Origin of the sequence: Sphingobium fluviale, from assembly GCF_004122115.1 — a bacterium.
Classification (GTDB): domain Bacteria; phylum Pseudomonadota; class Alphaproteobacteria; order Sphingomonadales; family Sphingomonadaceae; genus Sphingobium; species Sphingobium fluviale.
In genome coordinates this window covers 1-20,244 of sequence record NZ_SBKP01000025.1, presented here as the reverse complement: position 1 = coordinate 20,244, position 20,244 = coordinate 1, and the positions used below count along the sequence as shown (strand labels likewise).

Here is a 20,244-nt window from a genome sequence, read left to right as displayed (position 1 = left end):
TCAATAACGCCATGTCCAACACTCCAATATCCCCTGATCACCAAAGACAGGGAAGCGTTCAAACATGGGTCACTTCTCAGTGGAAATTACTCCCCACACCGGGTCAACTCTCAATGAAAATCAACAGGTTAGGTCATCTTTGGCCAGTTGAATGTCGAGTTGCCCCCCCTCAAACGACTCTTTGTACTCATCCATCAGTTCGCCGAGTAGGCTCACGAAGTCCAAGATATGACCTGAATAGTCCTTGCCCAGCAATTGCGTTTTGGCTTTCGCGACAAGGCTATCAGGGTCCATGAAGACAATCCTGACTTGGCCGCCGTCGCGCAGGATTCTTGCCACCGCAGACTTGAGTCGTGCCCGGAACTCACCCTGTACCCAGCCTGATAGCGAGTTCCCAACGATGTCGAGACGATCGGTCGCCTTCGCCAGAATTGAGAACCAGTAGTCTGGGTTGTGCTCCCGCTTGTCCGACACACTAATAACGCCGGCCTGCAATCTGTCCCTTGTCTCGCGCTCGATGGCGCGCACCGACAACAGCGACCTGCGCAACGCTTCGGTGATGCGTGATTGCGGAGTGTCTGAGTATTCTGACAGGGTCGCGAAAACGATCGAAGCCAGCAGCGATCCGATTACACCCAGCGCGACGTTGCGAACCCCGTCATGTGTCGTATCCGCTGCAATGAGCCCCGCTACGATCAGTGCTGCGCCCAGGAATCCCATCGCTGTGGAGAAACCCACTTTGCGGACCGGACGTGTGAATTCGTCGTCTACTTCCATCGCGTTCCCAATTGATAACGTCGTCTTCGGCTAGATGAATAGTCGGAAGTGCAGTCCATTGCATCAGAAAGAGATGGTCCGCCAGGGGAGGAACCAGTCATTCACATGCAATCCGACAGCTCAATCGCTCATCTTTGAACGTTTTGTACCATGGACGAATACAGAATACCGAGCCGGGCCATTGGGATAGTAGCCGAACGCTTAAAGGAGATTTGGTCCACGGCGCTAACGGTCGGCTTGTCTGCTTGATGACGACATCCCCAGTGAGAGGTCCATCCTTTGCGAAAGTTGGGCCGTTGCAAAGGTATCGCTTTCTCCCACGACGTGGCATCCATAGAGGAAGTCGTCGCCAAACCAGCGGCGCTCCTTGACGATGGCATCGAGTGCGAATCGAAAGGTGAGTTGCGCCGAGAGATCGAACCAATCCTCCGTGACGAGGTGCATCGCCGAGAGCCAGTCGTAAACGTAGCGGCACTCGTCGAACGGGATCACATCCAGGAACATGCGTGTGGTCTTGCCCTCCGCGACGTAGCTGAAGCGCCTCGTCTCTCGGATGTTCGGGTGCGCAGGATATGCGAGTTGCGCGAAGGCCGGATAGAAGCCGATCTCGTGGGTCGGCCAGTCGCAAAGAAAGGGCATTACCTGTTCGTAAGGGAAATGCCTGATAGCCTTCATTGCGGGCGTCCAGAGTGTCTCGTCGTGGCGCCAGGCGTAGAAGCAGGCGATCAGCTCTTCGGCCGACAGCTTACTTGGAGATGAGCCAAGGAGCTGATTTTTCCATGCCTTGGCGAACTCCTTCACCCGCGAAGAAGGTGGTCTGAAGTTGACGTCGATCGGGTAGAAACCCAGCCAAGCCAGCGTCCAGATGAGTGAGAACATGCTGGACTCGCTGATAGCATCGCCGTCCATGTCGATGTCGGTCGGATGCCATGACCCATCCTCATTTTCCCGGAAGGCGTCATCGTTGAACTTGGCGAAACGCCGTCCACGTGTCGCCGCTTTGGCCAGATCCTCGTCGAACAGTACTTTGTACAAGCCTCCGTCCGTAAGCCGCGTGGTGGGCGCCACAATCTCGGCGATGTCCATGATTTGGCGGGTGATGAACGAGCCATAGTTCGCACTGAAATTCGTGCGTACCTCCTCCGGAAAGCTCGGCGAGTCTTGATCCCAGTCTGCGTCGTCATCTTCAACGCTGTCGCCGGTAGGATCGGAGCACGGTTCATGGTCGTATGCTGAATAGCCGTAGACGGGAGGCCCCTCGATCATAACCCCGTCGTCTTCAACAAACCCCTTCGGGAAAAGGTAGGCGGCAATTAGCGAGGAATAAGTTTCGAGCGTGTGGGCCTTGGACACGTCCGGTTCGGCGAAATTTGTTACCAACACGCCGAGGGGCGACAGGGAACTGGTGCGAAAAATATCGACAAGTAGTTTTGTCGTCTTCTGCTCCTTGCTCGGAAGAGGACCGCATGCGTCCAGGTAGATGATGTCGAAGCGCCGGGGCGTTCCGACGAAGTAGTCTCCGATACTAACGGGAACAAACTTGACGCCGCGCAGGCCGAGCGACCTGAGTTCATCAAGTCCATTCGCGATTGCGTCCGTGTTTACCTCGAATGCCCAGATGTTTTCGGGGCGGAGACCCAACTCCAGCAGCGCGAGAAGGTCGTTCGACGGCTCTGGACCGGCCAGATAGGCGACGGTCAGGTCGGCTGGAGATCGCGTGCCGACTGCTTCCTGCCGGAATGCCTGCCAAGATGAGATGTCACTCTCGTCGCAAGAGGGAGCCGTAGCAACTCGAATCGCGTCGTCACTCTCAGCGAAAGCGACCTTGATTCGCGACGGATAGTCGGCCGGCACGATCGCCGCCTCCTCCCGTCGGGTGGTCAGCAGTTCAACTGCATGGGCTAGGGACCGTCGCCTTGCCATATTCTTGGTGGGTTGATTGTAGCTGGGTGCCTTCGGGGGCTCGGCGGCATGGTCGATCATCTGACTAGCCTTAAACTGCCAACAGTAGGCCGCAAGATGCACGGAGTTCTTTTAATTTGCCGGTTAACGACTGCTGGCTTCTTGCGTGTTCCCCTCGCCTGTCAGCCGGCACACTGCGAAGCCTCGCACTTTCCGACTGCGGACGGCAACCGGCAGAATGTCTGGTCCTGCCGGAAGCTGCCGCCGCCTCGCAACAGCTTCTGGGAAAGTTTTCAGCGGCGGGGCGACTGAGTGTGGGCGCACAATTGGCGAAACTTCAATTTTCCAGTAATCGCTTCTCATAGACGGTACTGATTGCGCGCCCATCCCAGACATAGCAGAGATGCCGTTCCTGTCGGCAATTTGCCAACAGGCGAGCCCGGAACACGGCGGCACATTCGCCGCCGGAATTGCGGACGCTTTCGTAGACAATCCCGTTCGACCCTGCATCGCGCAAGGTCCGCGCAGTTTCCTGAGACACGGCATAGCTGCTCGGATGGTACAGTGCTGGCAACGCCTCTCGCTGCCCGCGGATGTCGTGAAGGTTCGCGGCGAGATCGACGGCATATACCCGCATGTCGAGTTCCTGCGCTGGTTCGTCGGTCGCCTCAAGGAACTGCGTGCGGTGATGTCGGGTCTCGGCGATGGCGGTCGCCAGTGTTCGTCCGGCATAGAAGACGCCGTAGCTGCCGTCGGTAAAGCGGTCGCCGACCGGATTGAGGTGGGTGAACGCTGCCATGATCGCCGACGTACCGGGGCCGGAGACGCGGTCCTCAGGCGGCACGAGCGACAGCTCGCCTGCCTCATCGCGCAGGCGGTCATTGGTCATCGCCTCGATGGCATAGACCGCTTCAAGATCGGCAGGATCGGCAACAGCCTCGAACAGCGAGATTGGCGGAAATCGGCTCGGGATGATGCGGTAGCAGGGCGTCCAGCGGACTTCAGACGTGGGAATGTCCACGGGTCAGCCGCGCTGCCCGTCAACATACTGGCGCACGACATAAAGATCGGCGACATTGCCCGACATCATCCGGTCAAGCGCCGAGGCGCCGCCGAAAACCTGCGCCTTGTTGGGCTTACGCACCCATTCATCCGCCGTTTTGGGCAGCAGTATCTGCAGGCCTTTGTAGATGCCCATGACATAGGAAATCCGCTCCAGCGCATCCTTGGGCAGCGCCGCGACCACGCCGCGCTTCCAGGATTGGAAGGTCGAGCGGCTCTCCAGACCGAGCAAGCGCATCTGCTCCTGCTCTTTCAGGCCCCAGGCATCGGCAATGCGGAAGAATGTCCGCAGGGCTGGCCCCGTCAGATCCTTGCGATCAAGTCCCTTTGCAGACGCTTTGGCTGCAGCTTGGATACCCATATCGGCTCATCCTTTCATGGCTTCATATGCTCATATTCTGCACAAAAGTCAACATGAGATCTGATATTGCACATTGCGACCTGCGTAATGCAGCGAGAGCCCTCCGCTGTTGCCCGTCCGCTGTCCAAGGCAACGACGCCTCTCGATTAGCCAGTGGCTGCGTGTGAGGGATGATTGCTGCTGCGCTCAAGGCAGTGATCCGGCGGGGAGGAAGCCTCCGACTTTTGGTCGACGAAAGCGGCGATTGCCGACTGACATTCGCTCTCGGGCGGAACGAAAACCACCCCTCCTTGTCGCCTGTCTGCGGGTCTCGTCACGCCTAATACCGTCAACCCCGTGCGGGGTTCGCCCTTCGCTGACGCTGCGGTGACGGCGGCTCCCGGCCCCTTCTTTTGGCGCCATCGGGGATGGTCCCCGACCACCTTTAGGAGAAACGACATGGCTACCATCGCAAACCTCACCGTGAAGTCCGACGACAGCTTCGAAGGCAACCTCGCGACGCTGACTGTGTCAGCGCCGATCGCGATCATCCCCAACAACCGCAAGACCAAGGACAGCGAACCCGACTACCGCATCGTCAGCCGCAAGAACGGCTTCGAACTGGGCGCAGGCTGGAAGCGCTTCTCGCAGAACACCGGCGCCGAATATGTCTCGGTTTCGCTCTCCGCTCCTGAATTCGGCACCATCTATGGCAACATCGCCAACGCGCCCGGCGATGATCCTTCGAAGAAGGTCATCATCTGGAATCCGCCAAGCTAAGGCGCCGGGAGTGGCCCCGCCTTCGGGGGGGGCCACAGCACCTGTTAGCGCTTGAATGCTCGTCAGCCGGGCTAAAGTGATGGGCGTGCGTAAAATCCCGCTTTTCGACGCACGCCCGCCTGCGACATGCGCGAAAAGCACGCATGCGGTCGGACCATATGACGGCCGACCTGGTGGGCTCCTTGCGGGTTCGCCGCCATCCCCACCACCACGATTGATCCGCCCCAACGTGCGGCGTCTCCCATGGTCCCCGCGCTTAATGGGTCCGGGTCCCCATCATTTCATTCCTGCGGCGCAGGCGCAGCAACCGTTCCTATCGTCTCGATTTCCGCGATGCGCTGAAACTCGGACAGGTATTCCTGTCGATGGTTCGACAGCCAGCGAACGACCCGGGCGTTGCCAAGCAGCTTCGCGACGTAGCCGCGCGCGAAGGTGAGGTGGAGGTTGTCGATGCCATAGCTGTCTTCGACTGACTTCACCTGTGTCTGGAGAGTGGCAAGCTCACGCTCCATCCGGGAAATCTGCTGGCTGGTCGGACCGACCAAATCGTTCTTGCGCGCCTTTTTCGCTGGCGCTGTCAGCTGATCTTCCGGTGTGGCCGCTAAGAGTGCGCGTGCGAAGATCAGCGAATAATTGTTCTGCCCGATCATCAGATCCGCAGCCTCGATCTGACGCATGGGCGACATGCGGCGCAGCATGTCGAACACCCTCATCGAACAATTTGTGTCCTTGAGCATATCCGCTGTCTCGTCGCAGATACCGTCGAGCAGGCGGAAACGCGCGCGGATCGATCCCACCTCCAGGCCGAGCGCGTCGGCGATCACAGCCTCGGTGACGCCGCGCTCGACAGCTCTGACGATCATGCGGTGCTCCTGCACCGGGGGCAGGCGATTGACGCGCTTGTTGTAGGTGTAGGTCTCGTCATCATTGGCGACCAGACATTCTACCGTCTCTACGCCGAGCTGCTTCAGCACCTCAATGCGCAGATGACCATCGAGCAGGAAGTACTGCTCTGCATTCTTCGGGTTTGGGACGACGGCAGGGGCTTCGACCAACCCGATGGCTTTGACCGAACTCACGATCTGGGCATATTTACGGCTCTCCCGTACGCCCTCCCTTAATGCTTTCAACGGCACGATCTGATCGATGCGCAGTGCCACAGACTGCCGCTCAAAGCCCAGTCGTACACGGTTATCAGCGCCCGGATCGGCCGGCGGCCGGTCTGATGGTGGCCACTCAGTCATCGATTTCTCCTGCGATTCGCATGGCCAGTGCGCGAGGCATCGTTTCGAGCCCCTCCGCCCTCAACAGGGTCAGAAACCCTTCGTCCGTGAGCAAATCCTTGATTGCCTCGACAATGAAGAGAAGGCGGGTCTGCGTGAAATCGGACTTCTTGACGAGCAGGCGCTGCTTCTCCGATTCCCGTTGGTAAACCTGCATCAGGTCGCCGGCCGTCAGCTTGCGATTAGTGCCTTTCCTTCCAAACTTTCCTGACGTTATGGACTTGCTGCGTCCGCGCATGCGGAGATCGAGAAGTCGGCGAACCGATGCCAGCTTCTTGCCACGCAGCTTGCCGGTCTCATAGGCATCAAGGAGTAGGTTCTGGGCTTCTTCGCTTTCTGCACGCGAGATTTCCATGGCAAGGCTGATTGGGATCAGCCCCGTCTCGACCGCTGACAGCAGCCTTTCCTCGCCGCGCTCAAGCAGGGTCACAATCATGCTGACCCACGAACTGGTGATGCCAATTTTTCGCGAGATCTCGGCCTCGGTGTAACCGCGTTTCCTCAGTGCCCCGATCTCGTTCATAACGTCGATCGGGCGCTGCACCCGGCGGGCAATGTTCTCCACCAGGCTCATGACGAGGCATTCGCTCTCGCTGGCTTCGATCACGACCGCCGGTATCTCGGTCTGACCAAGCATCTGGAAAGCTTCAAGCCGCCCTTCGCCGCAGACCAGATCGTATCGTGTGCCGCCTGGACCATCATGCTTGCTGACCGTGATCGGGCGCTTCAGGCCGATAGCCTCGATATTGTTGACGATCTCGCGGTGCTGGCGCTTGTTGCGCGCCCGGGGGTTGAGCACGGTGATCCTCGAAATCGGGATCATTTCGATGGTCTGGGGACGGGTGACGGTCATCACGCAGCCTCCGCAAATCTGACCGGCGCCGCGATCTCGTAGAAGAAGTCGAGGGCGTCGAAGCGGTACGCATCGAGCAGCAGATCGTTGTCTTCGGCGAGCCGCAGCCGTTCGGCGGCAACATCCAGTCTCGGGAAAAGATAGTAGTCGAAAGGCTGCCGGTTGCTGGCATCCATGCGTACCACGAGGGTGATGTCAGGCATTTTGGAGGTGTCGAAGCGGATCTTCCAACGCATCAGGCCGGTCGGAGTAGGCGTACATCGGACGATGACGACTGACAGGCTGAACTCGCCATTCACGATGACGCGGTCCGTCTCAACATCCTGCCAAGCTTCACTGCCCTGGGCCTTTAGGCCGTCGAGCACCTGGCGGAGGATGTCGGGGTGCAGACGGCGCAGCGCGCGATTGACCGCGAGGTAGCGATAGTCGCGATCCGGTGAATAGCCGACCAAGCTATACGCTCGAAGCAAGCTGCCAAATCGCGAGGAGTAGGCGCTGCTCGATGGCAGGCCCTCACATTCGTCGATGATGATCCCCGAAAGCAGGCCTTTGCTTTCGTAGACAATGCGCAGAGCCTCGATCATTTCGGCATCTGACAGCCTGAAGGACCGCGCGCCGATGAGAGCCTGTGCAGCATCGAACAGGTCGCGTTCGACGATCGCCTCGAAGGCGCTAGGGCTGCGAATCCAAATTTCGGGATCGTTGCGGACCCGTTTCTTCTTAAGTTTGAACGACTGCCGGTTCCAGACATTGTCGCCGACGTACTTTCCGTTGATCAGCAGTTGGTGGACCGTCCCGCGCGTCCATGGGCGCCCCAGATCGGTGACAATGCCCTTGCTGTTGAGGTCGTCGGCGATATCGCGCTCGCTCAGCCCGTCGTGCACGAATGCTACATAGACGCTGCGGACTACCGCGATTTCCTCTTCCGGGCCCGGCGTCAAGATCACCCGATCGGTCTGGAGACTCTTCTGCTCGCCGCGGCCGAGAACCGCCTTGGTGTTGCCGTGCTCATCTATGAGCGTCCGGCGCAGGCCGAAACCGGCGGGACCGCCCTGGCGATAGCCCTTCTCGATGAGCCGCCCCTGGCCGGCAAACACCTTGACCGAAAGCTCGCGGCTGTATTCGCCAGCCATGGCGCGCTTGAAGCCCTTGAACATGGTGCTCATCGGCGACCCGTCATTCTCGAACTGTTCGGCGCAATAGGCGATCTGAATTCCGGCCCGGCGACAGATATATTCGTAGTAGGCGCTCTCGTCCGCGTCCTGGAAACGGCCCCAGCGGCTGACATCATAGACCAGGATCATCTCGAAGTCGGCGACGCCTGATTCGACGTCAGCAATCAGTCGCTGCAGTGAGGCGCGGCCATCGATCGAAAGGCCGCTTTTGCCGTCGTCGGCATAGGTGCGGACGATTTCGATGCCCCGAGACGCCGCGTAGTGGCGGATCGCGTCGGCCTGATTTTCGGTCGAGTATTTCTGATGGTCGGTGGACATCCGGACATATTCGGCCGCCCGCACGGTGGGCTGCTGTTCGGCGTCGCTTGGCGCTTCTTCTTTATCCCAACTCGCCAATGCGCGCCCCTTTCGAAATCCGGACTGCAGTGGCCAAGGCGGCCAACCGCTGCAGCGCGAAACACGGACCTCTCCGGCATTCCCGCACTCTCAACAGTATATGTGGGAAAGGACCGGAAGATGTTGCCGAAAAAGGGCAGGAAGTTGCCAGCTTGGGAAGGCGCGCTCGCCAGCCGCCAGGCCTATGCCGAAGTCATCGCCAATCTGCTGCGCAAGGAACATGGCGATACGCATCGCGCGGTCAAGCAACTGATGCGTCTGACCGATGCGAGTGAGCGGTCCGCCAAGCACTGGATGGCCGCGCAACATGGACCAGACACGGTCTTCTTCTTACGTTTGGTTGCGACGTCTCCGGTCATCCGGGCGTTCGTCCTGGGCATCATTGAAAGTCAGCAATCGGCTCCGGCGGAGACGGTCATCGTGGCGCAGAGCAGATCATTGTCCGGGCACGGGCATCGCGATGAGGAGGGTCTGGGCAGATATTGGCCGAATCCTGACCCTATAAGTGGCCCTTTAAGTGGCCCTGTAAATGACCCAATAAATGACGGGCTCAATGAGCGTCAGCGCTGGATACTTGACCGAGTCGCTCGCCATTTACCGACGAGGGCGCGTGATGTCGCGGCGCATTGGCAGGTGAGTATCAAGTCGGCGCGGCGCGACCTGGCAGGACTGTGCGCCTGCAATCTTCTGCACTTTGTCGGTGCCCGAAAGAACGGACGCTATCACCTCGTTCGCGCGTGAACGCCAATGACGCCGGTAAGATCACGACAACTGGCGCGCGGAAGGCAACGATAGATCGCTGTCCTTTCGGCGGGTCTGTAGTTAAGATCGATGCCATGAAACGTGACATGGATCTGGTCCGCAACCTGCTGCTGGAGATCGAGGACGGTCGGCGCGCATTTGATTTGTTGACGCCGGAGATCGCCGAGATACTCGGCGAAGATGGTGCAGGCAAAATGCCGCGCGAGCAGGCTGAGCTGATCGAATACCATCTGGCTTTGCTGGACGAGGCGGGTCTCATCACGATTCAGGCGAAGCTGTCCGGTGCGGTCTGGCAGATCGGTCAGATCACCTGGGCCGGCCATGACTTCCTCGACACCATCCGCGACCCTGCCATCTGGCGCGAGACAAAGGCCGGGGCCAAACAGGCTGGCGGTTTCAGCATCGAACTCCTGAAGGCGCTCGCCAAAGGGCTGATCAAGAAGAAGATTGAGCAGCACACCGGCGTTGAGCTGGACCTGTAATCGCGGTGGCGGTGGGCCGGTCATCAGGCACGCCTGAACTTCAGTGATGCTGTTTGCCTTTGTCCAAGAACTCATCGAATGACGCGTAGCAGCGATGTCCCTCCGCATTCCGCATCCGGCCCAGCCGGGTGCGCGTAATTCTTTGCTGAAGGTAGGCGCAGACGCTGCCGAACCGATCATCCGGGATGAGTTCGAGCTTCGAGCCAAACTCTTTCGTGATGTTTGCATAGATCACCGCAGGCCGAAATTTTTCGGTACGATGCGGAGCCCACGAGGCGAATTCATTATACTGCTTCGCGAGATACTTCGTGTACCGTACCATATCGCGATCAGCACCGATGGTCCCTGCAAGGGGGGCCATCGTGACACGGGACCGCGGCTGACGAATGCTGACATTGGAGCCAGCGCCGACAATGACCACGGTGCCCTTGTTGTCGGGGATTGTGATGCGGTCCATCGCATCAAGAAGGCGCTTTGCTGAAAACCTGTCCGCTGTGCTCTCTGGACGGCCAGCCAACTGCTCGTGCTCCTGCTTCATCGCGAGGAGCTTGGCCACGGAGAATTCAATCGTGTCTGAGTCAATCAGCTTGTGATGACGACGACATAGCAGGATGAGGTTCTCGTAGCCGTGCCGCTCCACATCGGTTTGGTCGGGATCATAGCGTTCACCACCTGCTTTGCTGGCGCGAATATGGCAGATTTCGCCCATGTTGATGCCGGCCATCCCTGGGCTGTCTTCGATGATGAGCGCAGTACAGCCGGAAAAGGCACAGCGATTGCCCGACATGGCGTAGAGGCGTTGAATGGCCCGGATCGAAGGCTTCGGCATTGGCCTTGCTCGCTATTCAGATCTCGATGGGGACCTCGACCAGCACGGGGACCAACGCGGAAATTGGCGTGTGAAGGTCGACTTCAACGCCCGGCGTCTCAAGGCTAATCACAAGCGCGTAGCGCGCCTCTTGGCCATATCTTCCGAGCGATTTGCGCTCTCGCCACCATCCCGAGATCGGATGGACATATAGAGCATTGCGGGCGGCAAGTTCGACAGCAGGCCCTTCCCAGATGTCGACATGCAGCGAACCCGACGAGATCTGCTTTTCGCCAAATAGCCAGCCGTCGTTCGTTTCATTGACCGCGCGCGGAGCGTCTTTGTCGTATCCTTCGGCATTGTTGCGGCGATTGAAGTTCCCAATCGTCTCACGTGAGCGCTTGAGATCGAAACGTAGGCCGAAGGACTGGTAGCGTGCCGGGTCCAGATTGGTGGCAAAGCTGGGGTTGGGTTCCACGAAATAGGAGAGGGCAACTTTTAATCTCACCCGAGTGTTGTCGAGCGCCTCAAGCACATCCTGGGGCCAGGGGAGCTGATAGATATGCGACTCGTTGAATCGCACGCTGCTGCCTTCCATGCGGAACGGACGTATCGTGTTTTGTGCGACCAGGGCGAGATCATCGATGGCCGACGCCATCGCACGCCCCAGATCGGGGATACCGTAACCGAACCGCCTGAGGCAGTCGGCCTTTTCTCGCTTTGTCGCGCACTGCGCGACGAGTTGATCCATGTGCCCGGTCCAACGGGCACTATGCACCATCAGCGCACGGATCGTTTCCGGCCAGTAATGCGGGTAGGCCGCAGTCAGCTGAGCTGCCATTCGGGCCGCCTGAGCGGTTGCGGCACTTGTCGCCCAAAATGCGTCCAGCGGCTTCTGGGCGACGAGGCGGGAGGCCGTAAGGAGGGAAAGGGAATCGAGTCCCGCTACCGCTTCCGCACCGCACGGGCTGAGCGCCCTGTTCCCGGCCTCGAAGACGAGTTCGGGTTTGAACGGAGATTGGCTGGTGTCCCAGAGGAAGGATGTCCGGCTGTAAGGACTGACGGCACCAACCGGTGCCATCGTGGTCCAACCGTCGTAGCCTGCCTCGCCGATCCCGGTCTTGTCCGTATATCCGCCGATCGTGAGGGCATTCCACGCCTGGGACGGGTCTTCTGCCGGGAAAGCATCAGCATCTGCGATTTCGGCGGCAATGGAATTGTCGGGAATATTACCAGCAGAGAGCAGTATCAGCCGCCGAGGCGACGGATTTTCGTCATCGTCCGACTCCGCTCCGGCCGCCGCCTGGTCGATGGCCGCGCTCCACGCCGTCGCGTCTGATCCGCTGCGCCCCTCGTTGGTGACCGCCATGCAGAAAACACGGTCACGATCAGGGTTGTTGATCTCCGCGAGCAGAATGGCGGTCTGGGTGATCGGTCCATAGGACTGGGGATCATTGTCCGGCACACCGGGAGGGGGCAGAATCTTGACTGATTCCAGACGGTGGGTGAGCTCGATTGGCTGATCGCTCGCGAGCGGACCCACAAAATCCCCATGCAAGGCAAGACCCGCCATGCCGGTCCCATGGCCAGCGCCGTGTTCGTGATCGTCCCCGCCCCAGGCCGTGTCGATCGCCATCAGATCTTCTGGCGACAGAGCGGGTTCTATCAGGGGATGTGCCCGATTGACCCCTGTGTCGAGCAGGCAGACCGCCGGCGCGTCATTGCCGGGCCAGGTTACACGCTCTGCGAGATTATCGATAAATGCCGGAACGTCGTCCTTCAGGTCTCGGGTAAACACCAGCGGGCTGTCGCTCGCGCGACGCAGCTCCGAAATGCCTGCGGTTGCGAACAGCAACATCTCGATTGATGCGCGCCGTCCGTATGCCGGGATCACCGTCGTCTCCGGAAAACGCAGAAAGGTGTCGGGGTTGCCGACATGCAGCCCCAAAACCGCGGCGCTGCCCAGAACTCTGTCGATGCGATCGTTGAAGCACCAGAGCGCCCACCACATCTGCGCTTGGGGGTCTTCCGGCAATGCCTCGGGAGCGTCGCGCCAGAAACTTTGCAGGCGTGCCGCGCGAATGTGCTCGATCGGTTCGACCCGGGTCTTCTTGGGCGGCGAACCCTTTTCGCTCAGTTCCCCGTTTGTGTAGTCCTCAAAGACTTGGGAAAAGGCATCGCGCATGTCATCCGGGACAAACAGGGCAATGCGGCGCACGCCGTTCTCGTCGACGATTTCGGCCGCTTGCCGTGTGCCTTCCCTTTGCCGTTCAAGGTTGGTGGCGGCTGTGCCGCGATTGAGTTCAACCTCAATGAAAACGCCGCCAGCAGGCTCAAGGTCCACTGGCTGTTCGGGCAGGCCACGCTGTCCGGCCTCAGCTTCCGCAAAGGCATTGCCAATTTCCGCGATGAGGCGGAGACCGTGATCCGCACGCACTCTGTTTAGCGCGCGCTGCCGTGCGTTACTGCCTGGCGACTTGAAGGTACGTCGCTGGGCAAGCGGAGTGATATCGATGTGCGGTCGGTTGTGTTCGCTCACAGGACTCAGAGCTTCGCCGCAAACGCTGTTCGCATGGCCTGGCGCTCAGTGAGCTTGGCGACGACCTCCTGGGTGGTCGTCTGCTTCCTCTGCTCGAGGATCGCGGTCTTGACGACTTCATCCGCAGCGCGGGCGACTTCGGCCTGGCTAAGCCCGCGCGCCGCCTCCTCGATCGCGGCCCACCCTGCGCGCTGGAACTTGAGGGGTTTGAGGTTGGCCTTGATCACCGCGCGAATCTGCGCTGCGGTCGGCATCTCAAATTCGAGCACGTCGTCGAACCTGCGGAGGAGCGCCCGGTCCAGCAACTCCGGATGATTGGTGGCTGCGATGATCGGGCTGTCCGTCGAGGTCTTCTCTTCCATGAACTGGAGGAAGCTGTTGAGGACGCGACGCATTTCAGCGACGTCGTTAGTCGCGGTGCGATGACCGCCGACAGCGTCGAATTCATCGAACAAATAGACCCCGCGCCGACGCCGGGTCTCATCGAAAACCAGACGCAGTTTTGCTGCGGTCTCACCCATATAACGGGTGATCAGTGTTTCGAGTCGAATGATAAAGAGCGGAAGCTTCAGCTCACCTGCGATCGCCTCTGCCGTCATGGTCTTGCCGGATCCCGGGGGGCCGACGAACAGCAGGCTTCTTGACGGAACCTTGCCATGTTCGCGCAGCCAATCGCGTTTGCGCTGCTGCAAGAGCATCCCATTAAGCCGCTCGGACACCGACGCGCTCAGAACAACGTCCTGAAGATCAACCACAGGATCGCGATAGTCTAGCAGTCCTTCGAGATCGCCGCGCGGGGCAGCAAAAGATACGGGAATAGACGCCTTGACCCCGCCCGCGCCGCGCGCGGCATCGACTGCGGAACGAAGTTCATTCGCAGTGTCACGGTGCCCTTGACGGGCTTCCGATGCGGCAACTTGCAAGGCAATAGAATAGAACTGCGCGTCGTCACCTTCCGCGCGACTGCGTAACATCGCCAGTATTTGCTTGGCGTTTGACATCTACTCTACTTTCCATCCCCTCGCGTCGCAAACCTGTGACGCGAACAGCGATACGTTATGCTTCCTGAAAATTGAAGCGCGATTGTTGTCCCGGGGCCATCCGACCGCCTGGGCTGGGCTCATGCCGCAGCACTTCGAACGCCCTTCGCCGGTGTCTGTCTCTTGCCGGTCGGCGTGAGGCGGCCGCCAACACCCTCCCGCGGGGCGAGGCTGCGCAGGTTGCGGAGGGTTTCCAATTCCTCTGGATGGCGGTCCAGAATCTCGATTAAGCCTACTGCGGCTTCGCTGGGCGGTGTGGTCCCGCTTTCATACTTCTGGAATGCGCGCCGTCCGCCACCGATAATCCGGCCTGCCTCTTCCTGGGTGAGGCCGAGCTTCTTGCGAACAGCCTTGACGCGCGCCGCGTAAGCCGTTCGCAGTTCGAGATGGGCCTGATCCAGAGCCTGCAGCTCCGCCCCTGAATGGATGGAATCACTATCGTCCTCGGGATACCAGCCCGGCACCTCGACTTCGCGCGACATCGACCCAACGCTGACCGTCTGCAAACGAGCGTCGCGGCGGAGGACCTGGCCGGTCTCGGGATGAATCCGTGGCTGCGTCACCTTCACTCCTTCTCGAACAACGTCAGCACGACATCGATCAGGGTCTTCCCATTCGCAATACACCCTTAAGGTTAATTTTCAACGGCGGCATGCGATCTGACCGGCCGCAATGCTTCAGCGCCCTCGGCCAGCAGTCGGGCGATTTCGTCCGACGTTTTGCGCACCGCCAGCTTCAGCGCCTCATCAATATGGATGTAGTCCTGGGTGACGTTCTGCGAAGCATGCCCAAGCATGGCCCGTATCGTTAGTTCCGTGAATCCGAGTTCGCCCGCGATGCTGCCGAAAGTGTGGCGAAGGGTATGAAGTGTTGCGCCCTCAATTCCCGCCCACTGGCAAACTCTCCGGAAACAGGCTGGTGCAGCCTGGTATGCGCCAGCGCCCGTCATTGACGGGAACACGTAGGGGTTACCAACGATCTCGGGTTGAGCGAGAACGACCTTCAGTGCTTCTGGGCCGATCGAGCGGACCTGAGCATCGGTTTTGGTATCCGGGAAGGAGACAAACCCGCCCTCCGCATGCACCCAGGCGCGCTTCATCGACTGCGCCTCTTCCCGTCTGTATCCTGTCAGCGCAAGTGTCCGTACCACCGCAAGTGCTGTCGGATTTTCGCCATTACGTTCGGCATAGGCGATGGCTTTACCGAACGCGACGAGTTCGGCAGTGCTCAGCCGTCTCGTCTTCTTGTTGATTGCGAGTTTCTTGGCTCCTCTGGTTGGGTGCTCCGCAATCAGCCCCTTGTGCTTGGCATGACCCAAAATGGCTTGCAGCGACCCGAGGCATCGCGACGCGACGCCAGGTCCGCCAGCGGGCCGCCCACCACGGCTTTTACCTCGAGCCTTCGCAGTTTTACCGTCTCGGACATCAGCCTGCATTTGCTCGACATCCGCGATTGTCAGCCTTTTCGCCATGCGATGGCCAAGAATCGGTTTGATGTGCGTGTTGATCCTGCTCTCATCCATCGCGAGCGAGGAGGCCTTGATTGGACGGTTCTTGCGGCCAAGAATGTTGCCGGCGCGGGCTTCAACCAGATACCAGTCACAGATCTCGGCGACGGTCATGCCACTGCGGGCCTGGTGAATTGCCTCTGCTGGATCCTGACCACCAGCAACTTCGCCAAGCTTGATCTTCGCCAGATCCCGAGCCTGCTCCGTCGTTATGACGCCATAACGGCCAAGATTGATGCGCCGCTTGATCCCTTCGATGTTGCGGTACTGAACGATGAAGGTCTTGAGCCCCGATGGCAGCGCCCGCAAGCCGAAGCCCCGGATCTCGCTGTCCCACAGGACTGCCTGTTTATCTTTAGGCGGCGCGAATGCGTCGACATTGCGCTTGTTCAACTTCGCTGTCGGCATATTTGACCCTCCATTTGGAGACAAAGATTTCAGGGGGGTGCTTTGTCTCCATTTTGTCTCCAGATTTAAGCGTTTCGAGGGTATTATGGGCGGAGACAATCGTAAAGAGGAACATCATAAATATCTGATTTAGCGTAGATAATCGTACTTGGGAAAGTTTGGGAAAAGTGGCCGAAATATTTTGCCAAGGTTGGGGTCGAGGGTTCGAATCCCTTCGCCCGCTCCAGAATTTCCTTATAAATTACAGTGCTATAGTCCGTGACAGGCCAGTCACGATTCGTGCAAATGTGCTGCGGGGTAACACCGGGGTAACAGTGGGCGGATGTATAGGGGTGTGGGTTTGGCGGAGATGAGGAGCGGAGCCATCAACGCTCAGCCTGCAGGTTCTTTCGATCTTTTGAGTATGACTGAAAATTCTGACGTCACAGTTTCCACGGCATCATGCTCCACCTCGCCAAACTCATTTTGGGCGGTAAGTAAAGCCTCTTGCACCGCATTTTTGGTTTCCTCGTCACTCGCAGCTAAGCAACTTGAAAAGAACCTTATGTTCTCAGCTAAATAGACCAGTCCGATCTCTGTCGACAAAAGCGGAATAGTCAGGTGCCTGATCGTCTTGTCCGCAAATTCTTCGAATTTGCCTTCATTGAGGATTTGACTTCCTCCTGATCTCATCAAATGTGCAAAATCGCTGAATTCGGTACCGGAATGAATTTTGTCTCGCAGATTTTTAAATAGTGTCGCTCGCGTATCTTTTGAGACAAACCGACTGAGAAAGAACCAGCGCTCTCGGACGCCTTCATCTGATTGTGGGAGTTGTAACAGAGCGTCAGTCAGTGCTGTCCTGAGTCCATCGCCAAGAGGATCGCTCTGCCCCATCGTCACTCCAAAAATCTCGGCCAAATTATAAGGCGAGACATTCTCAAAGATCGCCTCTTTCCAAGTGCCAGCGTCATGACCGGCAAGGCGAATTTTGACATTTTCTATCAGCTTTGATCGATCTACCGCATCTACTTCTGACAAAGCCATTACAGCATCGTCGTAAGGGCGACCATCTTTCAGCTTCTCAAATGTTGGCCAGAAATCAGCCCTTACGCTCGCCTGAGACAACGCTTTACCTAACAATTCTGTGCCGATCAGCGCGTCTAGCTTTTTGATGTTCGTGAGCAGGTGGTCGGTCGTCAGCCCAGAGGCAGTTTTCTCAGATATATCACGCTTGATCAGTTCACAGATGATTGGTTTCAGAGAAGGACGAGATTGCAGACCTTGATGTGTGAACGTTGCTCTATTGCCATCCATATACCAAGCTAACGCAGTGTCGAAGTTTCCAACAAATTCTTTGTCCTCAGTGGTGACTTGATCCCAGGTTTTTCCATTTGGAGCGGCAAAATCCGATCCTCGCAGGAACATCAACGCTGCTATATCACCTAATCTCGGGCTATCCTTTGCCTGATCGGCCTCGTTGAGGCGATTGGCCAGATGTCCTTGGTCGAACAGTTGCTCCACATGCGTTTTGGCATTCTGATTTTTGCTGTGAAGAATACCCAAGACATCAATTGCCGGTCCAGTTGCATGGAACGAGAGGGTGTTGCCCGAAATTGTATTATACGCTGTACCTACTATGCTATCCCAATTTGGTTTAACCTTGTCTTTGAACTGGATTGTTACACTTGAAGCAAGAGCACGTGTTGCATTAGCGACATTGCCAGATTCACTTTCATTCTCTAGCCATGTACTGAGAGTAGAAACAAGCTCGTTCGCACCTTTATCCGATCCTATCATTGGGCGAAGATTTGAGGGCACTTCTTCAAGAAGAACGAAAAGATTTTTAGGATCGAGCGTAAGTTGTACTAAAGGAGATTTTTGACTAATCAGCTTTTCGGCTTCCTGGATTGCTTCAAGCGCGGTAACAAAGTTTTTAGCTATATCTTTTGATATTCCCGATTTCGGCAATGAAGCGCTAAGGTGCCCAACTGAAGCCTGTAGGAAACGTTGTTCGGTTGTGAATGGAGCCAAAACCCTCACGGCATTAGCGAAATCCGCACGAAAATTGGTTGGTTGCCCACTATCGCACCAGATTGAGGCGAGGTTCTGCATGCCCCGTTTTGCCCAAAGCTCATGACTTACATCAGAACCCGCAACGAGAAGCGCCGCATTAGCAATGAAATCCGTTTGTTGTCCTGGCATACTGGCTGGTGGATTAGCAATCACCTCTTCAAAGATGGGACCGAAGCCAACCACCTCACATAAACGGGAAAACTCCGCTTCATCTTTTGCGGAAATTGCAAGGCGAAGAGGCTCCTGCAGCAGTGCCTGAAATGCCTTCTCGCGAGGTACGCCATAGTGAAGAGCAACTATATCGCGTTGCCACTCCTTAATCGCCGCATCGGCATTTGGCCAATCCTTATTAACGAATTGCCTCAGGTCCTCGTTGATTTGCATGCGATGTAGCGCAAAGAAGACCATGGAAAGAAAATCGATCGAGCCATCTCCCCATTGCTTAATGAGAACTCCGACAGAATTTACCAGTTTAACCAGCGATCTTGGTGTAATTTTCTTTGACGAACTTCCAATCGCCGCATGGTCTTCGACAAATTTAGTTGCCCAATATACCCGTTCGTCAGTAGCGGAAGTGCCGAAAGCCTGTTCCAGCTTTTCCCTTAAGAACGCGCGCCAGTCAGACATGACAGGATCGTTGATGTAGAATGAAACATCAAAAGTCTTGTCCATGAACGACCGAGCGAGCTCCCTTGCTTCATGACCTTCAGATGCCCGAAATATTCGCTGTACCGAGCCTTCATCGATAGGAAGGATAATCGTAGGAAGGGTCAGCTCCGATCTTTGAATCCCGTTCAGCGTACTTCCCAAAAAAAGGCTCCGGATAGTGGCCCAAAGCTCAAGGGCTTCAGCCTCGGCAAGTCGGTCTAGATTGTCGATGACAATGATCAGTCTTTCGCGTTTGGCACGTAGACTCTTCAAAATATCACGAAAAACTGTCCTAAACTCCGTAACGGATGGCTCCGGGCTGATCTTTGTTTTTTTCTCGGTACGTTCAACAGACTGGTTAGTGAGAAGCGCAAGAATTGACTGTTTGCCATATGGCTCGCGGTGGCGAACCCAGAAATGGGACTTGAAAATGCCCCGAAACCAGTTTTGTCGCCAAGGCCGCCAGCAAAGATAGAACAACGCGGCAATAACGACTGGTGCGAGCGTCAAGGCGGTTCCCGTCCAAATCATCCAGGGCGCATCTTTGATGTTTTTTGGATCAAGAGCGCGGCCCAGCACTACAGTTCCGATTGGCACGAGGCCCAACGAACCCAATATCCATTTGCCGGTAAGCGACAGCTTCCGACTGGTTTCTGTTACGGTTTCTTCAGATCTGCCAGAAAGATCTGCAAGTCGCTCTTGCCACTGTGTCTCACCTGAGAGTGAGTTTTGGACTAAATCTTGGATCAATGCTTCAAGAAATGATCGGCGTGGCGGGTCATTTTGATATAGCCACGCATCGTAGTTGAAGAAGTGAATATTATCACGCCTCGCGCTCAATTGCTTCTGAATCTGGCTTACAACCGTACTCTTTCCACTTCCCCAGCTACCTAGCAACCCGACCACGTGGATGTCGTTGTCGTCGCCAATTACTTCGGCAACAGCTGTTGCAACGCGACTATGCGATCCGAAAAAATCGGTCTCTGAGGGTTCGTCCCTGATGAATTTGACAGTGATTTTTTCTGGAGCATCAGTTTCCGACATCCATCCCCCCTAGAACAAAATCACAATAGCAGCATCTGGCACTCATTTACTGGAGTGCCAGACATAGGAGACTTACGTCGCATATCAAGACAACACCTGCCCCTAACACACCCGTATACCGTTCGGCCATTTGTGTTGAGTCCAAATCGCCTACCCTATTTCATTCTGTGACCCGCCATCACTTGCAAATGTCATCATTCGCAGCTTAAGAGTCGACCCACTTCCTGTGAAAGCCGGGAAGTGGGGCATGGAAACCCTGTTGATTTTCATTGAGAGTTGACCCGGTGTTTTCACTGAGAAGTGACCCGTCTTGTGATTATGTTTCGATTAATTCCTGTGGGTCAAGATAGTGCTTTCTCCTTTTTGGGTTTTGCCTGCTGGGC

Annotated in this window: 16 protein-coding genes; 3 read left to right on the top strand and 13 right to left on the bottom strand. The window is 57.2% G+C overall.

All coding sequences use genetic code 11. The features are described 5' to 3' along the window. Positions 1-120 precede the first annotated feature (120 nt). From EQG66_RS14775 to EQG66_RS14760, 4 genes are all read right to left on the bottom strand, one after another. Complete coding sequence (locus EQG66_RS14775) at positions 121-777, bottom strand: hypothetical protein (protein WP_129405287.1); 657 nt, start codon at positions 775-777, stop codon at positions 121-123. 225 nt (positions 778-1,002) lie between these two features. Then, positions 1,003-2,760 carry a hypothetical protein gene (locus EQG66_RS14770; RefSeq protein WP_129405286.1) on the bottom strand — a complete coding sequence of 586 codons (1,758 nt, stop codon included), beginning with the start codon at positions 2,758-2,760 and terminating at the stop codon, positions 1,003-1,005. Positions 2,761-3,016: 256 nt separating this feature from the next. Next, entirely contained in the window at positions 3,017-3,700 is a 684-nt protein-coding gene (locus EQG66_RS14765; RefSeq protein ID WP_129405285.1) for an RES family NAD+ phosphorylase, read from the bottom strand. A 3-nt stretch (positions 3,701-3,703) separates the two neighbouring features. After that, entirely contained in the window at positions 3,704-4,102 is a 399-nt protein-coding gene (locus EQG66_RS14760) for an antitoxin Xre-like helix-turn-helix domain-containing protein (protein ID WP_129405284.1), read from the bottom strand. 438 nt (positions 4,103-4,540) lie between these two features. Between EQG66_RS14760 and EQG66_RS14755 the strand changes: the two genes are divergently transcribed. Next, positions 4,541-4,861, top strand: coding sequence for a DUF736 domain-containing protein (locus EQG66_RS14755; protein WP_006966713.1), 321 nt, complete (start codon positions 4,541-4,543; stop codon positions 4,859-4,861). A 281-nt stretch (positions 4,862-5,142) separates the two neighbouring features. Here the strand turns inward: EQG66_RS14755 and EQG66_RS14750 are convergent, their stop codons facing one another. From EQG66_RS14750 to EQG66_RS14740, 3 genes are read right to left on the bottom strand one after another with little or no spacing between them, the layout of a single operon-like run. Further along, positions 5,143-6,105 (bottom strand): plasmid partitioning protein RepB C-terminal domain-containing protein, encoded by a 963-nt coding sequence (locus tag EQG66_RS14750; RefSeq protein WP_129405283.1) that lies wholly within the window; start codon positions 6,103-6,105, stop codon positions 5,143-5,145. Then, on the bottom strand, positions 6,098-6,997 hold the full coding sequence (locus tag EQG66_RS14745; protein WP_129405282.1) for a plasmid partitioning protein RepB C-terminal domain-containing protein: 900 nt from the start codon (positions 6,995-6,997) through the stop codon (positions 6,098-6,100). Before EQG66_RS14745 ends, EQG66_RS14750 begins: the two co-directional genes overlap by 8 nt. Then, positions 6,997-8,568, bottom strand: coding sequence for a recombinase family protein (locus EQG66_RS14740; protein ID WP_281273957.1), 1,572 nt, complete (start codon positions 8,566-8,568; stop codon positions 6,997-6,999). Before EQG66_RS14740 ends, EQG66_RS14745 begins: the two co-directional genes overlap by 1 nt. Positions 8,569-8,688: 120 nt before the next feature. Here EQG66_RS14740 and EQG66_RS14735 point away from each other — a divergent pair, with 120 nt between their 5' ends. Continuing rightward, positions 8,689-9,309 carry a DeoR/GlpR family DNA-binding transcription regulator gene (locus EQG66_RS14735; RefSeq protein WP_129405281.1) on the top strand — a complete coding sequence of 207 codons (621 nt, stop codon included), beginning with the start codon at positions 8,689-8,691 and terminating at the stop codon, positions 9,307-9,309. Between the two features lie 95 nt (positions 9,310-9,404). Continuing rightward, positions 9,405-9,812, top strand: coding sequence for a DUF2513 domain-containing protein (locus tag EQG66_RS14730; protein WP_066284193.1), 408 nt, complete (start codon positions 9,405-9,407; stop codon positions 9,810-9,812). A 40-nt stretch (positions 9,813-9,852) separates the two neighbouring features. On the opposite strand, the gene EQG66_RS14725 is transcribed toward EQG66_RS14730, so the two are convergent. From EQG66_RS14725 to EQG66_RS14700, 6 genes are all read right to left on the bottom strand, one after another. Next, entirely contained in the window at positions 9,853-10,641 is a 789-nt protein-coding gene (locus EQG66_RS14725) for an HNH endonuclease (protein ID WP_129405280.1), read from the bottom strand. Positions 10,642-10,657: 16 nt separating this feature from the next. Further along, entirely contained in the window at positions 10,658-13,159 is a 2,502-nt protein-coding gene (locus EQG66_RS14720; RefSeq protein WP_129405279.1) for a S8 family peptidase, read from the bottom strand. 5 nt (positions 13,160-13,164) lie between these two features. Beyond that, on the bottom strand, positions 13,165-14,160 hold the full coding sequence (locus EQG66_RS14715) for an AAA family ATPase (protein ID WP_013831743.1): 996 nt from the start codon (positions 14,158-14,160) through the stop codon (positions 13,165-13,167). A 119-nt stretch (positions 14,161-14,279) separates the two neighbouring features. Continuing rightward, positions 14,280-14,762: a type II TA system antitoxin MqsA family protein gene (locus EQG66_RS14710; protein WP_129405278.1), complete on the bottom strand. Its 483-nt coding sequence runs from the start codon at positions 14,760-14,762 to the stop codon at positions 14,280-14,282. A gap of 71 nt (positions 14,763-14,833) precedes the next feature. Beyond that, entirely contained in the window at positions 14,834-16,114 is a 1,281-nt protein-coding gene (locus tag EQG66_RS14705) for a tyrosine-type recombinase/integrase (protein ID WP_066649905.1), read from the bottom strand. A gap of 372 nt (positions 16,115-16,486) precedes the next feature. Then, the gene (locus EQG66_RS14700; protein WP_129405277.1) at positions 16,487-19,861 is read right to left on the bottom strand and encodes a P-loop NTPase fold protein; all 3,375 of its coding nucleotides are present in this window, start codon (positions 19,859-19,861) and stop codon (positions 16,487-16,489) included. Positions 19,862-20,244: the final 383 nt, after the last annotated feature.

Excerpts from the sequence above, each read along its gene's own strand:
- EQG66_RS14775 (WP_129405287.1), bottom strand. The coding sequence starts at position 777 with ATGGAAGTAGACGACGAATTCACACGTCCGGTCCGCAAAGTGGGTTTC.
- EQG66_RS14770 (WP_129405286.1), bottom strand. The coding sequence starts at position 2,760 with ATGATCGACCATGCCGCCGAGCCCCCGAAGGCACCCAGCTACAATCAA.
- EQG66_RS14760 (WP_129405284.1), bottom strand. The coding sequence starts at position 4,102 with ATGGGTATCCAAGCTGCAGCCAAAGCGTCTGCAAAGGGACTTGATCGC.
- EQG66_RS14755 (WP_006966713.1), top strand. The coding sequence starts at position 4,541 with ATGGCTACCATCGCAAACCTCACCGTGAAGTCCGACGACAGCTTCGAA.
- EQG66_RS14750 (WP_129405283.1), bottom strand. The coding sequence starts at position 6,105 with ATGACTGAGTGGCCACCATCAGACCGGCCGCCGGCCGATCCGGGCGCT.
- EQG66_RS14745 (WP_129405282.1), bottom strand. The coding sequence starts at position 6,997 with ATGACCGTCACCCGTCCCCAGACCATCGAAATGATCCCGATTTCGAGG.
- EQG66_RS14735 (WP_129405281.1), top strand. The coding sequence starts at position 8,689 with ATGTTGCCGAAAAAGGGCAGGAAGTTGCCAGCTTGGGAAGGCGCGCTC.
- EQG66_RS14730 (WP_066284193.1), top strand. The coding sequence starts at position 9,405 with ATGAAACGTGACATGGATCTGGTCCGCAACCTGCTGCTGGAGATCGAG.
- EQG66_RS14725 (WP_129405280.1), bottom strand. The coding sequence starts at position 10,641 with ATGCCGAAGCCTTCGATCCGGGCCATTCAACGCCTCTACGCCATGTCG.
- EQG66_RS14715 (WP_013831743.1), bottom strand. The coding sequence starts at position 14,160 with ATGTCAAACGCCAAGCAAATACTGGCGATGTTACGCAGTCGCGCGGAA.
- EQG66_RS14705 (WP_066649905.1), bottom strand. The coding sequence starts at position 16,114 with ATGCCGACAGCGAAGTTGAACAAGCGCAATGTCGACGCATTCGCGCCG.
- EQG66_RS14700 (WP_129405277.1), bottom strand. The coding sequence starts at position 19,861 with ATGTCGGAAACTGATGCTCCAGAAAAAATCACTGTCAAATTCATCAGG.